Genomic DNA, 14,483 nt, shown 5'->3' with positions numbered 1-14,483 from the left:
GTCGCGGTCCCCTTGCGGCGTGTCTCGCCCGCCGGGGCGGACGGTCCGAAGAACGTTGGCCAGGGAATAGGCTGCGGAGGGCCGTGATGCAAGGGTGAGATCACGCGTCCGTGATCGAAATGTCGTCTCGTCGACACGAAATCCGGCGGCGCCGGCGCCTAGCCTTCCGCAGGAATGGCGCCCAGCGCCTCTTCCAGTTCCAGGAAGCTGGGCTGGGCCTCGCTGGGCACGTTGCCGCGGCCGATCTCGACGGAGATCTGCGCGGCGTTGCCGTGCAGGTGGGCGACCAGCACCGACTGGATGATCTTGTAGAAGGCGGCCTCTTCCTCCACCACGGCCTTCAGGCGGGTGGCCATCGGCCCGACCAGGCCATAGGCCAGGAACACGCCGAGGAAGGTGCCGACCAGCGCGCCGCCGATCATCGCGCCCAGCACGGCCGGCGGCTCGGTGATCGAGCCCATGGTCTTGATCACCCCCAGCACGGCGGCGACGATGCCCAGGGCGGGCAGGGCGTCGGCCATGTTCTGCAACGCCCCCGCGGGGGCCAGCGCCTCGTGGTGGTGCTTCTCGAGCTGGTTCTCCATGGCGTCTTCCACCTGGTGCGGATCCTCCAGGTTCATGGTCATCATCCGCAGGGTGTCGCAGATGAAGTCCACGGCGAAGTGGTCCTTCATGATCTTGGGGAAGCGCGAGAAGATGGTGCTCTCGCCGGGCTTTTCGATGTGGCTTTCCAGGGCGATGACGCCCTTGGACTTCATGGTCTTGGTCAGCAGGAACAGCAGCGACAGCAGGTCGCGATAGTCGCTCGACTTCCACTTCGGCCCGGCGAACACCTTGCCGAAGCCGCCGCCGGTGGCCTTGATCACCGTCATCGAATTGGAGATCAGGAAGGCGGCCACGCCGGCGCCGCCGATGGCCATCAGCTCGTGCGGGGCGGCCTCGATGATCACGGCCAGGTTGCCGCCGGACATCAGGTACGAGCCGAACACCAGGCCGAACAGAAGGACGATGCCGATAATCTGGAACATGCGCGGCCGCGGAACCCCACCGTGGTTAACGGCCTCAGCATCGGCGTTAATGCTTAATCCAAGGTGAGCGGCCTATGCGAAGCGGGCCGCTTGGCTGCTTCATTGCGTCGCGGCGCTGTTCGTATCAGGAGGCCGGCCATGTCCGACGCCATCGACATCGCCGCCCCGCCCCGTCCGCAGCTGAAGACCCGCGACCTGGCCATCATCTTCGGCGTCTCGATGGCCACCGCCATGGGCAACACCGGCCTGCAGTCGGTGCTGCCGACCATCGGCCGGCGAATCGGCATTCCCGACCCGATGGTCTCGGCGATCTTCTCGCTGTCGGCGCTGCTGTGGGCGGCGTCCTCGCCGTTCTGGGCCCGCCAGTCCGACGAGCGCGGGCGCAAGCCGCTGATGCTGGTGGGCCTGTCGGGCTTCGCCGTGTCGATGACCCTGTGCGGCCTGGTGGTCGGCGCCGGCCTGCGCCACCTGGCGGCGCCGATGGTGATCTTCGGCCTGTTCCTGGTGTCGCGGGCGATCTTCGGCCTGTTCGGCGCCGCCTCGAACCCGGCCACCCAGGCCTTCGTCGCCGAGCGCACCGCGCCGGAAGACCGCACCCAGTCGATGTCGACCCTGGCCGGCGCCTTCAGCCTGGGCACGGTGATCGGCCCGGTGGTCGCGCCGCTGTTCATCATCGGCGTGCTCGACTACGCCGGCCCGCTGTTCTCGTTCGCCGCCATCGCCGCGGTGATGCTGCTGGTGGTGGTGCGCTACCTGAAGGAGGACAAGCCGGCGGCCAGGGCCGTGGCCGATCCCGAGGACGTCGAGGTGCTGGCGCCGGGCGAGAAGCCACGGCCCCTGTGGCGAGACCCGCGGCTGATTCCGTTCCTGGCCTACGGCTTCCTCGTGGCCACCTGCCAGACCGCCCAGGGCCAGACCTTGGGCTTCCTGATCATCGACAAGGTGCACCGCCTGCTGCCGCAGCTCGGCGAAGGGGATCTGCTGAAGATCGCCCAGGGCTACATCGAGGTGGCGATGGTCGCCGGCGCCATCGCCGGCCTGCTGGCGCAGTGGGGCCTGATCCGCATGTTCCGCATGACGCCCAAGCAGCTGCTGCGCTGGGGCGCGGGGCTGGCGGCGCTGGGCAACGTGCTGGTGGCGGCCGCGCCGGACTTCCCCCTGGCGGTGGTGGGCTATGCGTTATCCAGCCTCGGCTTCAGCTTCGCCCGGCCGGGGTTCACCGCCGGCGCCTCCCTTTCGGTGCCGATGAAGGACCAGGCCCGGGCCGCCGGCGCCATCGCCGCCGTGAACGGGGTGAACGTGGTCCTCGCCCCCCTGGCGGTGAAGCTCTACCACTATTCCGGCCCGGCCCCGTTCCTGCTGAACGCCGCGGTGCTGTCGGGCCTGCTGGCCTTCGCCTTCTTCAATCCACTGCTGCGCACGGTCGGCGCCACCCCGTCGAGCGACGAGGACGCCCTGGCGGCGACGCTGGAGCGCAGCGACGAGGGGTGAAGAGGCGAGGGCGGAAGTCGGATGGGGCGTAACCCCTCACCTTCCCATTGCTTCGCAACGGGCCCCTCCCTCTCCCTGCGGGAGAGGTGAAGGAAATGACACTGCCGGCGTATAAACATCTGGCCGGATTGAGAAAATCACCTCTCCCGCAGGGAGAGGGAGGGGCCCGCGTCGCTCGCGAGAGCGAGGGGCGTGGGAGGGTGAGGGGTTACGCCCTCGCCCTGGACCCTACTTCCCCGCCACCTCGGCCTTCAGCCGGGCGATCATGTCCGGCGACAGGTAGCCGTCGGCCGGCAGGCCCTTGGCCTTCTGCCAGGCGCGCAGCGACTGGCGGGTGCCAAGGCCGATCACCCCGTCCGGCTGGCCCGGATTGAAGCCCAGCTTCTGCAGCGCGGTCTGGGCGTCCATCCGGTCGGTGAGCGACAGCGGCGTCTCCTTGGGCCAGGGTGTCTTCAGCGGCCCGCCGCCGGCCATCCGGTCGGCCAGCAGCCCCACGCCCAGGGCATAGGCCACCGAGTTGTTGTAGGTGCGGATCGCCAGGTGGTTCTGGAAGATCAGGAAGGCCGGGCCGTTCAGGCCGCACGGCAGCAGCAGCTGCGCGGGCGCGTCGGCGTCGGCCTTGTTCCAGGCCTGGCCGTCGGCCCGCCGGGCGCCCTTGCTCTCCCACCAGCCGGGCAGTTCCTTGGGCCCCTCCGCCAGGCCGTAGTCGAAGGTGCGCGGCAGGATCACCTCGCGCGCCCAGGCCTCGCCGCGCCGCCAGCCGCCCTTGTCCAGCAGGTTGGCCGCCGAGGCCAGGGCGTCGGGGGCGGAGTTCCAGATGTCGCGCTTGCCGTCGCCGTCGCCGTCCACCGCCGTGGACAGGAAGGCCGAGGGGATGAACTGGGTCTGGCCCATCGCCCCGGCCCAGCTGCCCTTCAGCTGGGCGCGGCTGGCCTCGCCTGACGCGATGATCTTCAGCGCCGCGGTCAGCTCGCCTTCGGCCCAGGCGCGCCGGCGCCCCAGAGCCGCCAGGGTGGCGAGGCAGCGGATGATGTCCATGTCGCCCTGCTGGGCGCCGAAGCCGCTCTCCATGGCCCAGATGCCGATCAGGATCTCGCGCGGCACGCCGTAGCGCGCCTCGATCGCCGGGAACTGGGTGATCGAGACCCGCTTCTTCTGGCCGATGGCGATGCGGTCGGCGCTGACCACGCCCTGGATATAGGCGCTCACCGGCCGGGCGAATTCCGGCTGGCCGGCGTCGTGCAGCCCCACGCGCGGGTCGGGCGAGATCCCCGACAGCTCGCGGTCCAGCACCGCCTTGGGCGTGCCGCCCGCCAAGGCGCGGGCGTAGTAGTCGTTCAGCCAGTCGGTGAAATAGGCCTCGCCGGTGGCCCCCAGCAGGTCGGCGGGCTTCGGCCCCTGGGCGCTGGCGGCGATCGGCAGGGCGGCGCCAGCCAGGGCCAGGCCGATGAGGGTGCGACGGGCAAAGGGGTAAGCGCTCATGCCGCGGAAGCTAGACGGCGCGGCCGTTGCGCAGCAATCAAAAGCTTGGGAGGCGGCGGACGACCGCGTCGCGGCGCGGAGTCAGATTGACAGGTCCGCGCCACGTCCCTATACGACCGCGCTCTTGTTTCCGACGCCTCCCTAGAGAAGACGCCACGCCATGAAGGTTCGAAGCTCGCTCAAGTCGCTGAAGACGCGCCACCGCGACTGCAAGCTCGTGCGTCGCAAGGGTCGCATCTATGTGATCAACAAGACCGACCCGCGCTTCAAGGCGAAGCAAGGCTGATTTGCCGGCCGCACCCGTCGCGGCCTCGCGAATTTCCGGTCTGCCAAGACGTCGGCGACGCCCACCGCGCGCCGGCGTTTTTGCGTGCGCGCGTCACCCGGTCCCCCGCCGATTTCGTGTGTTGAGCGCGCGGTGTCCCTTCGATAGGGTCCGCGGCTTTCAAGCTTCCGCCAACCTCCAGCCAGCGAGCCTCGCCCACCCATGGCCGACGACATCCCCACCATCGACGTCATCAACGCCACCGCCCAGGGCAAGCTGAAGAGCATCATCGAGCGCATCGAGCGCCTGGAAGAAGACAAGGCCGCCGTGGCCAACGACCTCAAGGAGGTCTACGCCGAGGCCAAGGGCGAGGGCTTCGACGTGAAGATCCTGCGCAAGGTGATCCGCCTGCGCAAGCAGGACACCGCCAAGCGCCAGGAGGAAGAGGCCTTGATCGACCTCTACATCTCCGCCATCGGAGGTCTGTGAAGCGAAAGCCTCCAGACAAGGGGCGGCCAGGCGGCTTCGGCAGGAAGCCGCCTAAGGGCGCCAAGGACAGGCCCCTCAAGCAGGGCCTCAAGACCGGCCTGGGCCGCGGCCCTGTCGCCGACCAGCGCGAACTGGTCAAGCGCGCCACCCTCAATGCCCTCAAGCGCGCCAAGCGCGCCGCCGACAAGGCGGGGGTCGAGCTGTCCGCCTGGGAGGACGAATTCCTGGGCTCGGTCGGCGAGCGCATCAAGACCTACGGCCGCGCCTTCGGCGATCCCGACAAGGGCGCCCCCGGCCAGGCGCTGTCGATGATGCAGGCGGTGAAGCTCAAGGAGATCGCCGCCAAGGCCAAGGGCGAAAAGCGCGCCTTCCCGCCGCGCCGGGGACGCGGGCGCAAGCCGGATCCAGAGGCATAGGCGGGCGGCGCCGGCCGTCGCCGCGCCGACTGTCGAACGCCGACTGTCGAACGCCTGTCACACACCGCGGGCATGGCTCGGAGCGATCCTCTGGAGCCTCGCATGCGTTCGTTCTCCCGGCTTGCCGCCGTCATCGTCACAGCCGCCGCCTGCCTGGCCCTGGCAGCGCCCGCCGCCGACGCCGCCGGGCGGCGCAACGTGGTGATCTTCGTCGCCGACGGCCTGCGCTCGGGCATCGTCACCGACGAGACGGCGCCGGAACTGGCGGCGGTGCGCCGCGACGGCGTCGACTTCGCCAACAGCCATTCGCTGTACCCGACGGTGACCACGCCGAACGCCTCGGCGATCGCCACCGGCCACGGGCTGGGCGACACCGGCGACTTCTCCAACCAGCTCTATGTCGGCGATGCGCTGGGCATGCCGGTCAGCGCCCTGGTGACGCCGGTGGAGGACGATGCGGCGATCCGGCTGCTGAACCAGCGTTTCGGCGGCAACTACCTGAACGAGACCAGCTTCCTGGCGGCGGCCCGCGCCGCCGGCTACCGCACCGCGGTGGTCGGCAAGCTGGGTCCGGCGGCGGTGCAGGACGTCACCGCCCTCTCCACGGGATCCGGCATCCTGATCGACGACAACACCGGCTGGCCCGACCAGGGCTTTCCGGACGGCGCCCCCCTGCCGGCGGACGTGAAGGCGGCGATCAAGGCGGCCGGCCTGCCGGCGATGGCCCCGGACCGCGGCCTCAATTCCGACCCGGGCGCCTACAACATGCCGGGCGTGCAGGTGGCCAACACCGTGCAGCAGGACTGGTTCACCGCGGTCGTCACCAAGGCGCTGCTGCCCAGCTTCAAGGACCAGCCGTTCGTCATCGTCGTCTGGTCGCGCGACCCGGACGGCACCCAGCATAACCAGGGCGACAGCCTGGGCAGCCTGACGCCGGGGATCAACGGCCCCACCACCCTGGCGGCGATCCGCAACGCCTCGGCCGATCTCGGCCGCATCCGCGCGGCCCTGCATGACCTGGGGCTGGAGGACAACACCGACGTGTTCGTCACCGCCGACCACGGCTTCTCCACCATCTCGCGCCAGAGCCAGTCCAGCGCGGCGGCCAAGATGAGCTTTCGTGACACCACGCCGGGCTTCCTGCCGCCGGGCTTTCTGGCCATCGACCTGTCCAAGGCGCTGAAGCTGCCGCTGGCCGACGCCAACGGCCTGCCGGTGGAGCTGGCCGACGGCTTCCATCCCAAGCGCTCCAGCGCGGTGCTGGGCGCCGATCCGGACCATCCCGAGGTGGTGATCGCGGTGAACGGCGGCTCGGACCTGATCTACCTGCCGGCCGGCGACCGCGCGGCCAACGCCCGGCGGATCGTCGAATTCCTCACCACCCAGGACTACACCGGGGCGATCTTCGTCAGCGACGCCCTGGGCCCGGTCCCGGGCGCCCTGCCCACCAGCGCGGTGGGCCTGAAGGGCTCGGCCCTGACCCCGGCGCCCGACGTGGTGGTCTCGTTCCGCTCCTGGGCGCAGGACTGCGCCAAGCCCGACACCTGCGGCGTCGAGGTGGCCGACAACGACCTGCAGCAGGGCCAGGGCATCCACGGCGCCTTCTCGCGCGCCGACACCCACAACTTCATGGCGGCCATCGGCCCCGACTTTCAGAAGGGCTTCAGGGACGAGGCGCCGATCTCCAACGCCGACATCGCGCCCACCCTGGCCCACGTCATCGGCCTGGACATGCCGGCCAGGGGCCAGCTCACCGGCCGGGTGATCGGCGAGGCGCTGGTCGGCGGCGCGCCGGTCGATCACGCCGCCCACGAGGAACACTCCGAACCGGCGGCCAACGGCTTCGTCACCGCGCTGAAGGTCCAGGAGGCCGGGGGCCGGCGCTACTACGACGCCGCCGGCGGACCGGGCCGCACGCTGGGGTTCTGAGGCGCCCTATCGCTTTCTCAGCCCGTTGATCCAGTCTGACACGATGTTCAGCACCGTCGGCGACATCGTCTCGGTGATGGTCGCATATTCCAGCGGGCTGCCGGTCCCGGCGGTCTGGAACAGGTGGTTCAGGCCCGGCAGCTCCGTCACGGTGGCGTGCGGGTCGTCCTTCAGGGCGGCGCGGAGGGCGGGAATGTTCTGGCTGGAGACCACCTGGGTGTCCTTGTCGCCGTTCAGGGCCAGCACTGGGATGCGCAGCGACTGAAGGGCAGGGCGCGGGTCGTAGGCGATGAAGTTGCGGTACCAGTCCGACGCCAGATAACGCGCCTGGGCCTTCGCCACGGCCGCTGCGGGCGCCGGCTGCTGGGCGAGCAGCAGAGCCTCGATCTGGCTCTGCGCCGCCGCCTGCGAGGTCGCTCTCATGGCGATGTCGTCGATGGGACCCACCAGCGCCTCGTTCTTCTCGATGCGGTCGGCGGACAGTCCGACCGATCGCCCGACGGCCGCGCGCTGGGCGGTCATCAGCGCGCGGCTCGGGACCCCCGGGCCGGCCAGCAAGACGATGAAGGCGATCTTCGGGTCCTGACCCGCGACCATCGGCGCGATCAATCCACCCTCCGAATGGCCGATCAGGCCGACGCGCGCCGGGTCGATCCCCGGCCGGCCCCGCAGGAACGCCGCGGAGGCCTCCGCGTCGATGGCGAAGTCGCGACTGGTGGCGGCGCCGAACACGCCGGTGGACCTGCCGAAGCCGCGGTCGTCGCAGCGCAGCACGGCGATGCCGCGCCGGCTGAGATGGTCGGCCAGCACCAGGAAGGGCTGGTGACCCATCAGCGCCTCGTCGCGATCCTGTGGGCCCGAGCCTGTGATCAGCACCACCCCGGGAAACGGTCCCTGGCCGGCCGGGCGGGTGAGGGTGCAGGCCAGGGTGACGCCCGGCGCGCTCTGCACGGTCACGTCCTCGGCGGCGTAGGGGAACGGCGGCCTGGGGACCTGCGGCCGCTCCGGCGGCGTGACCGGGCCAGCCTCGAAGTCCAGCGCCAGGGGCTGCCCCTGTGACCAGGTCCCCGTCCAGACGTGACGTGCGACGTCCCAATGGCCCTCGTAGCGGCCCTTCACCGCCGGCACGTCGAAGCTGAGGCTCGCCCCGTCGCTCACGGCGTTGGCGATCGGGATGTTGTTGGCCCCCTGGTCGGGGCTGGCGAGACGGCCGGTCAGGCCGCCCTTGCCATCGTCGGCAAGCGTCAGCCCCAGGTGCAGGGCGCCCGCCTGGCCGACGCTCAGCAGCCCGTGCCACTCGCCGCTCGCCGGTTCGGCGCGGGCGGCCCCGGCCAGCAGCGCGGCGGCCAGTCCGCCCGCGAGGGCGGCGCCCCTGATCCAGGTCGGCATCGTTCTCGCTCCGATCTGGCTCAGGACGCCGCGGGCGGCCGCGGCGGGACCGGGCGGGCCGCCGAGCCCTGCGCCAGCTGCGCCAGCCCGAGCAGTCCGCCCGGGTTCATGGCGTCGACCATCGCCGAGGGCATCAGGATGGTTGCGCCTCGCTCCTTGGTGGTCTCGTAGATGATGTTCATGGCGCGCAGCTGCAGGGCCGCCGGGCTCTGGGCATAGATCTCCGCCGCCTCGACGAACTTCTGCGCCACCTGCAGCTCGGCCTGGCCGAGGTGAATGCGCGCCGCCGCCTCCCGCTGGGCCTGGGCCTCGCGGCTCATGGCGTCCTGCAGGGCGTCCGGCACGCCGATATCGCGGATCTCCACCGAGATGGCGGTGACGCCCCAATCGGCGGTCTTGCGGCCGATCTCCTCGCGCAGCAGCTCGTCGCCCAGCTTGCGGTCCGACAGCAGCGACGACAGCAGCGACGAGCCGACCATCTCGCGCAGCGACGTCTGCGCCACGCGGCTGATGGCGCTGCGGTAGTCGGTGATCTCCAGCGCGGCCCGCTCGGGGTCGTGGATCTGCCAGAACACCACCGCGTCCACGTCCACCGGCACGGTGTCCTTGGAGAGGGCCTGCTCGGCGTTGAACTCGGTGGTCTGGATGCGCTGGTCCAGCCACATGGTGGCCTCGTCGATGAAGGGGATGATGAAGAACAGGCCCGGGCCCTTGACCCCCTGCAGCCGGCCCAGGCGCAGCACCACCGCCCGTTCCCACTGGTTGGCCATCTTCAGCGACATCGGCGTCAGCACGCCCAGCGCGATCAGCACAGCGCCAACCCACCACCACGGCGCGCCGCTCCTGGCGCCGGCGGCGATGCCCAGGGCGCCGCCCAGGATCAGCACCACCGACAACAGAGTGGCCGGGGCGTTGGCCCCGCGACGCCCTCTCGGCGTCTGGGACCAGGTCACGCCTGGCGCATAGCTGCTGCTCATCGGAATTCCTCCTCCTTCTCAGCCGCGAGGGCTGCGATGCGGTTGGCCAGCGCCAGGGGGTCCACCCCGCGCGCGGCCGCGGCGGCCAGGGTCTGGCGCGCCAGATTGTCGGTCTCGGATTCGTGGACGTCCCCGGCCAGGGCCGCCGCCGGCTCGGCGACGAAGCTGCCGCGCCCCCGCACCAGCACCAGGGCGCCCAGCTTCTCCAGGTCGTCGTACGCGTGGCGGACGGTGTTCAGGTCCACCCTCAGGGCGACGGCCACCTGCCGCATGGTCGGCATCTGGTCGCCCGGCGTCAGCGCGCCCGCGCCCATTGCCCGCAGGAACTGCTCGCGCAACTGCACATAGATCGGCACGCCCGTCTGTTCGAGCCGCAGCGTGTCCAGGATCTGCTGCTGTGTATGCATACACTCATACAATTAGGCCCGGCGGCGACGTTTGTCAAAAGGAGGTGGTTCGTGGGCCCCCTTCACCATTCGCCCTTCGGCCGAATGGTCCCCCTCCCCCGTTTCACGGGGACGGAGCGAAGCGTTGAGACCGTCTCTCCTCCCCTGCGCAGCGAAGCGGAGCGGGGGAGGGGGACCGTCGGGCGCAGCCCGAGGGTGGAGGGGGCCTGCAGTCGTGCAGGCCTAATCCGCCCCCATCCACCCCGCCGCCACGTCCAGCAGCGCCGCCAGCACCTCGGGGTCCCTGCGGCCGGTGCGGGCGGGGACGTGGAAGCTGTGGTCGGCGTCTTCGGCCAGTTCGAGCGTGGCGCGCGCCCCCAGGCCGGCCACGACACCCTGCAGCAGCGGCAGGTCGGCCAGCAGGTCCTTGGTCCCCTGCAGGAACAGCATCGGCACGGCCACCCCCGCCAGATGCGCGGCGCGGGCGACGTCCGGCTTGCCGGCGGTGTGCAGGGGGAAGGCGAAGAACACCAGACCCCGCACCCCCGGCAGGGGTGACGCCGCCTGGGCCTGCGAGGTCATCCGGCCGCCAAACGAGCGACCCCCGGCGAACAGCGGCAGGTCGCCGGCCAGGCGCGCGGCCTCGGCCACGGCTGCGCGGACGGCGGCCTGGGCGATGGGCGGCGGATCCACCCGCTTGCCGCCCTTCTCCATGTACAGGAACTGGTAGCGCAAGGTGGCGACCTTGCGCTCGGCCAGCCCTTCGGCCGTCGCCGCCATCGCCTTGTGCGTCATGCCCGCCCCGGCGCCGTGCGCCAATACCAGCGCTGCCCGAGCGTCTTCGGGCTGCAGCCAGAGGCCCGAGACGGCGCCCTGGCCCTCGACGGCGATGCTGACGGGGTGCGGCTGCATGGAAAGCCTCCTCTGGCGGGCGATGGACGATAGCACCGGCCGGCGGCATGGTGGTCGCGCGGCTCGTCTTCGGGGCCGCCAGCCAGGTCGCCCGCCTTCATGCCCAGCGGCATCGACGCCTATCGCGCCAAGCGGCGGTTCGCCAGCACCCCCGAGCCGCAGCCGGGGCAGGGGACCGGCGAAGGCGGCGAGACGATCTTCTGCATCCAGAAGCACCATGCGCGTCGCATGCACTACGACCTGCGGCTGGAGATCGGCGGTGCGCTGAAGAGCTGGGCGGTGCCCGAGGGGCCGTGCCTGGATCCCAAGGTCCGCCGCTTCGCCAAGCTGGTGGAGGATCACCCGCTGGAATACGCCAGCTTCGAAGGCCGCATTCCCGACGGCAACTACGGCGCCGGCACGGTGATCGTCTGGGACCGGGGGACCTGGGTCACCCTGGCCGAGCCGGAGGCGGCCCTGGCGGCGGGCGAGATCAAGTTCCGCCTGGCGGGCGAGAAGTTGGCCGGCGGCTGGATGCTCAAGCGTCTGCCGGACGACCCGACCAACTGGCTGCTGATCAAGGAACGCGACACTGCCGCGCGGCCTCTGGCCGACTATGACGTGCTGGTGGAGGAACCCAACAGCGTGGTCTCCGGCCGTCCGGTGGACGAGACGCCGGTAGTCCGGCGCAAGGTGACGCGCAAGGCGGCTGCGCGCATAGCCGGCGCTGTCGCCGCGCCCCTGCCCGCGAAGTGGAAGCCGCAGCTCGCCGGCTCGGCCGAGGCGCCGCCGCGCGGGGCCGGCTGGCTGCACGAGATCAAGTACGACGGCTATCGCACCCTGGTGTTCTTCGACCACGGCCAGGTGCGGATGATCACCCGCAACGGCCACGACTGGACGCGCCGCTATCACCATCTGGCCAAGGCGTTCGAGAAGCTCCCCTGCAAGAGCGCCCTGATCGATGGCGAGGTGGTGGTGCAGGACCCCCGCGGGATCACCTCGCTCAACCTGCTGGAGGAGGCGCTCTCGGCCGGCGATAGCCACGCCATGACCTTCTTCGCCTTCGATCTGTGCCATCTGGACGGCTACGACCTCGGCGCGGTCCCGCTGCTGCAGCGCAAGACGGCGCTGGAGGGCCTGATCGGGCCGATGATCGACCCCCGCTCGCCGATCCAGTTCAGTGACCACATCGACGGCGACGGCGAGGCCCTGTTCGCCCAGGCCAGTCGCATCGGCCTGGAGGGCATCGTCTCCAAGCGCGCGGACGCCCGCTACGTGCAGTCGCGCTCGTCCTCGTGGCTGAAGGTCAAGCGGGTGGAGATCGGCAGCTTCGTCATCGTCGGCTTCCTGTCGAACATGCCGCGGGCGGTGTCGTCGCTGCTGGTGGCGCACGAGCAGGACGGCGAACTGATCTACGCCTGCCGGGTCGGCTCGGGCATCAGCGACGAGACGGCGCGCGAGCTCTATCGCCAGCTGGAGCCGGACCTGCGCGACACGCCGGCGATCGCCGTGCCGCGCACGCCCGGGGCTCGCTGGGTCGAGCCGCGCTGGACGGCCGAGGTCGGCTATCGCTCCCGCTCGCTGCAGGATTCGCCGCGGGCGCCGGTGTTCATGAGTTCGGCGCCGCGCAAGGCGGTGGTGCGCGCCCGGGCCAGCAAGCCGCGGCTGGTCACTGACCGCGACCTGGCGGCCATCCACCTGACCAACCCGCAGCGCGAGATGTTCGCCGGCAGCGGCGTCTCCAAGCTCGACATCGCCCTGTACTACGCCCGGGTCGGCGACTGGCTGCTGCCGGGCGTGCTGCGCCGGCCGGTGACGGTGATCCGCTGTCCGTCCGGCGACGCCAACGACCTGTTCTATCAGCGCCACGCCTTCGCCGGCCTGCCGCCGGGCGTGGAGACCATCGACCTGGCGGACGAGGAGGGGCGGGGCGCCTTCATCACCATCACCGAGCCTCGGGGCTATCTGGGCCTGACCCAGTTCGGGGCCGTGGAGTTCCATCTGTGGGGTTGCACGGTCGACGACCCGGAGCATCCAGACCGGCTGGTGATGGACCTCGATCCGGACGAGTCGCTGCCCTGGGCGCGGGTCTGCGACGGGGCGGAGATCCTGCGCGAGCGCCTGCGGGCCCTGGGGTTCGAACCCTTTCTGCGCACCACCGGCGGCAAGGGGCTGCACCTGGTCATGGCGCTGCGGGGCCAGCAGGACTGGCCGACGGTGAAGGGGTTCGCCGCCGCCCTGGCCGGCGCGGCCGCCGCCGACCACCCGACGCTGTTCACCGCCGTGTCGTCCAAGGACCGGCGGCGCGGCAAGATCTACATCGACTACCTGCGCAACGCTCGCGGCGCCAGCGCCGTCGCCTCGTATTCGCTGCGCGCCCGGCCCGATTTTCCGGTGGCGACACCAATTGTTTGGGAAGAACTGCGAAGATTGTCGGGCGGCGGCGCCTTCAACCGTCTTACAATTCACAGACGACTGGAGTCTCTGGCCGCTGACCCGTGGGATGAGCTACAATCGACTGCGGTGAAGATCACGCCCAAGATGCGGCGTGACGTGGGGATGAAGAACTAAGGGGTGTTGCCATGGCAGGCCGTGCGTCCTGGAAGGGTTACCTGAAGCTCTCGCTGGTCTCCTGTCCGGTGAAGCTGTATCCGGCGACATCGTCGACTGCCGGCAAGATTTCATTCAATCTTCTGCACAAGGACACGTTGAATCGGGTCCAGCAGAAGTACCATGACCCGGAGCTGGGCGAGATCGACCGCGCCGACCTGGTCAAGGGCTATCAGTTCGAGAAGGACAAGTACGTCGTCGTCACGGCCGAGGAGCTGGAGGGCATCGAGATCGAGTCCAGCAAGACCATCGACATCGATGGCTTCGTCGACGCCGCCGACATCGACCCGATCTTCTTCGACTCGACCTATTACTTGGCGCCCGACGGGCCGATCGCCGAGGAGACCTTCGGCGTTATCCTGGAAGCGATGAGGCGGGTGAACAAGGTGGCGGTGGCGCGCATCGTGCTGTCGGGCCGCGAGCGGCTGGTCACCATCCAGCCGATCACCGACGGCTTCCGCCTGACCACCCTGCGTTCGGCCAAGGAGGTGCGCGAGCCCTCCAGCGCCCTCGACAAGCTGAACGGCAAGCTCTCCGACGACATGCTGGGCATGGCCGCCCAGATCATCGCCCAGAAGTCCATGAGCTTCGCGCCGGAGGCGTTCGAGGACCGCTACGAGGAAGCGCTGCTGGAGCTGGTGAAGGCCAAGATCTCCGGCGGCCAGCCGGTGATCACCAAGGCCCCCGAGCGCGGCAACGTGGTCAACCTGATGGACGCCCTGCGCCGCTCGATCGAGGAGGAACGCCGCCCGCCGGCCCCCAGCCTCGGCAAGGCCAAGGCGGCCCCCGGCAAAGTGGTCAAAGCCCCGGTCAAGGCCGCCGAGCCGGCCAAGGCGGCGAAGGCCGCCAAGGTGGTCGCGGCCAAGCCCGCGGCGAAGAAGAAGTCGGCCTAGAGCCCCTTATTTTCCGCTCATCCCGGCGAAAGCCGGGAGGTGGATTCTCGTTCGAAGTGCAACACCTGCTGAGAGAAGACCTCAGCGGGGGTGCGGAAGTCCAGGCACTGTCGGGGGATGTGGTTGGCGGCTGCTGCGGCTTGCAGGATGAGCCTTGGGTCGAGGTGGTCGAGGTTGGTTCGCCTCGGCAGGACGCGCCTGAAGCGGCCGATGGCGTTTTCCACGCCGCCCTTCTGC

13 protein-coding genes and 1 pseudogene are annotated in these 14,483 nt (G+C 70.3%); 7 read left to right on the top strand and 7 right to left on the bottom strand.

Annotation, left to right across the window (positions count from 1 at the left end):
- Positions 1 to 158: 158 nt before the first annotated feature.
- Complete coding sequence (motA, locus tag ACO2Q3_RS25790; protein WP_423311995.1) at positions 159 to 1,028, bottom strand: flagellar motor stator protein MotA; 870 nt, start codon at positions 1,026 to 1,028, stop codon at positions 159 to 161.
- 138 nt (positions 1,029 to 1,166) lie between these two features.
- On the opposite strand from motA, the gene ACO2Q3_RS25785 reads away from it, so the two are divergent.
- Positions 1,167 to 2,519: an MFS transporter gene (locus ACO2Q3_RS25785; RefSeq protein WP_423311993.1), complete on the top strand. Its 1,353-nt coding sequence runs from the start codon at positions 1,167 to 1,169 to the stop codon at positions 2,517 to 2,519.
- A gap of 228 nt (positions 2,520 to 2,747) precedes the next feature.
- Here the strand turns inward: ACO2Q3_RS25785 and ACO2Q3_RS25780 are convergent, their stop codons facing one another.
- Positions 2,748 to 4,001 carry a lytic murein transglycosylase gene (locus ACO2Q3_RS25780; protein ID WP_423311991.1) on the bottom strand — a complete coding sequence of 418 codons (1,254 nt, stop codon included), beginning with the start codon at positions 3,999 to 4,001 and terminating at the stop codon, positions 2,748 to 2,750.
- Positions 4,002 to 4,161: 160 nt separating this feature from the next.
- Here ACO2Q3_RS25780 and ykgO point away from each other — a divergent pair, with 160 nt between their 5' ends.
- From ykgO to ACO2Q3_RS25760, 4 genes are all read left to right on the top strand, one after another.
- Positions 4,162 to 4,287: a type B 50S ribosomal protein L36 gene (gene ykgO, locus ACO2Q3_RS25775; protein ID WP_423311989.1), complete on the top strand. Its 126-nt coding sequence runs from the start codon at positions 4,162 to 4,164 to the stop codon at positions 4,285 to 4,287.
- A 201-nt stretch (positions 4,288 to 4,488) separates the two neighbouring features.
- Entirely contained in the window at positions 4,489 to 4,755 is a 267-nt protein-coding gene (locus tag ACO2Q3_RS25770) for a DUF2312 domain-containing protein (RefSeq protein ID WP_423311987.1), read from the top strand.
- Complete coding sequence (locus ACO2Q3_RS25765) at positions 4,752 to 5,171, top strand: hypothetical protein (protein WP_423311985.1); 420 nt, start codon at positions 4,752 to 4,754, stop codon at positions 5,169 to 5,171. The genes ACO2Q3_RS25770 and ACO2Q3_RS25765 overlap by 4 nt, the downstream gene beginning before the upstream one ends.
- A gap of 102 nt (positions 5,172 to 5,273) precedes the next feature.
- Positions 5,274 to 7,100 carry an alkaline phosphatase family protein gene (locus ACO2Q3_RS25760; RefSeq protein WP_423311983.1) on the top strand — a complete coding sequence of 609 codons (1,827 nt, stop codon included), beginning with the start codon at positions 5,274 to 5,276 and terminating at the stop codon, positions 7,098 to 7,100.
- A gap of 6 nt (positions 7,101 to 7,106) precedes the next feature.
- Here ACO2Q3_RS25760 and ACO2Q3_RS25755 read toward each other — a convergent pair whose 3' ends face one another.
- The 4 genes from ACO2Q3_RS25755 to ACO2Q3_RS25740 form a co-directional block, all read right to left on the bottom strand.
- Positions 7,107 to 8,489 (bottom strand): alpha/beta hydrolase family protein, encoded by a 1,383-nt coding sequence (locus ACO2Q3_RS25755; RefSeq protein ID WP_423311981.1) that lies wholly within the window; start codon positions 8,487 to 8,489, stop codon positions 7,107 to 7,109.
- 20 nt (positions 8,490 to 8,509) lie between these two features.
- Positions 8,510 to 9,466 (bottom strand): SPFH domain-containing protein, encoded by a 957-nt coding sequence (locus ACO2Q3_RS25750; protein ID WP_423311979.1) that lies wholly within the window; start codon positions 9,464 to 9,466, stop codon positions 8,510 to 8,512.
- Positions 9,463 to 9,873 (bottom strand): GntR family transcriptional regulator, encoded by a 411-nt coding sequence (locus tag ACO2Q3_RS25745; RefSeq protein ID WP_423311977.1) that lies wholly within the window; start codon positions 9,871 to 9,873, stop codon positions 9,463 to 9,465. The genes ACO2Q3_RS25750 and ACO2Q3_RS25745 overlap by 4 nt, the downstream gene beginning before the upstream one ends.
- A gap of 222 nt (positions 9,874 to 10,095) precedes the next feature.
- Positions 10,096 to 10,764 carry an alpha/beta family hydrolase gene (locus tag ACO2Q3_RS25740; protein WP_423311975.1) on the bottom strand — a complete coding sequence of 223 codons (669 nt, stop codon included), beginning with the start codon at positions 10,762 to 10,764 and terminating at the stop codon, positions 10,096 to 10,098.
- A 99-nt stretch (positions 10,765 to 10,863) separates the two neighbouring features.
- On the opposite strand from ACO2Q3_RS25740, the gene ligD reads away from it, so the two are divergent.
- On the top strand, positions 10,864 to 13,314 hold the full coding sequence (gene ligD / locus ACO2Q3_RS25735) for a DNA ligase D (protein WP_423311973.1): 2,451 nt from the start codon (positions 10,864 to 10,866) through the stop codon (positions 13,312 to 13,314).
- 11 nt (positions 13,315 to 13,325) lie between these two features.
- Entirely contained in the window at positions 13,326 to 14,246 is a 921-nt protein-coding gene (locus tag ACO2Q3_RS25730) for a Ku protein (RefSeq protein WP_423311971.1), read from the top strand.
- Between the two features lie 17 nt (positions 14,247 to 14,263).
- On the opposite strand, the pseudogene ACO2Q3_RS25725 reads toward ACO2Q3_RS25730, so the two are convergent.
- Positions 14,264 to 14,483 (bottom strand): annotated as a pseudogene (locus ACO2Q3_RS25725) (hypothetical protein); the annotation flags it as partial.

The organism is Caulobacter sp. KR2-114 (genome assembly GCF_049446115.1).
In the GTDB taxonomy this organism is placed as follows: Bacteria; Pseudomonadota; Alphaproteobacteria; order Caulobacterales; family Caulobacteraceae; genus Acaudatibacter.
This window is presented reverse-complemented; position numbering and strand designations above follow the sequence as displayed.

Excerpts from the sequence above, each read along its gene's own strand:
- motA (WP_423311995.1), bottom strand. The coding sequence starts at position 1,028 with ATGTTCCAGATTATCGGCATCGTCCTTCTGTTCGGCCTGGTGTTCGGC.
- ACO2Q3_RS25745 (WP_423311977.1), bottom strand. The coding sequence starts at position 9,873 with ATGCATACACAGCAGCAGATCCTGGACACGCTGCGGCTCGAACAGACG.
- ACO2Q3_RS25730 (WP_423311971.1), top strand. The coding sequence starts at position 13,326 with ATGGCAGGCCGTGCGTCCTGGAAGGGTTACCTGAAGCTCTCGCTGGTC.
- ACO2Q3_RS25750 (WP_423311979.1), bottom strand. The coding sequence starts at position 9,466 with ATGAGCAGCAGCTATGCGCCAGGCGTGACCTGGTCCCAGACGCCGAGA.
- ACO2Q3_RS25780 (WP_423311991.1), bottom strand. The coding sequence starts at position 4,001 with ATGAGCGCTTACCCCTTTGCCCGTCGCACCCTCATCGGCCTGGCCCTG.
- ACO2Q3_RS25740 (WP_423311975.1), bottom strand. The coding sequence starts at position 10,764 with ATGCAGCCGCACCCCGTCAGCATCGCCGTCGAGGGCCAGGGCGCCGTC.
- ACO2Q3_RS25760 (WP_423311983.1), top strand. The coding sequence starts at position 5,274 with ATGCGTTCGTTCTCCCGGCTTGCCGCCGTCATCGTCACAGCCGCCGCC.
- ACO2Q3_RS25755 (WP_423311981.1), bottom strand. The coding sequence starts at position 8,489 with ATGCCGACCTGGATCAGGGGCGCCGCCCTCGCGGGCGGACTGGCCGCC.
- ykgO (WP_423311989.1), top strand. The coding sequence starts at position 4,162 with ATGAAGGTTCGAAGCTCGCTCAAGTCGCTGAAGACGCGCCACCGCGAC.
- ACO2Q3_RS25770 (WP_423311987.1), top strand. The coding sequence starts at position 4,489 with ATGGCCGACGACATCCCCACCATCGACGTCATCAACGCCACCGCCCAG.
- ACO2Q3_RS25785 (WP_423311993.1), top strand. The coding sequence starts at position 1,167 with ATGTCCGACGCCATCGACATCGCCGCCCCGCCCCGTCCGCAGCTGAAG.
- ligD (WP_423311973.1), top strand. The coding sequence starts at position 10,864 with ATGCCCAGCGGCATCGACGCCTATCGCGCCAAGCGGCGGTTCGCCAGC.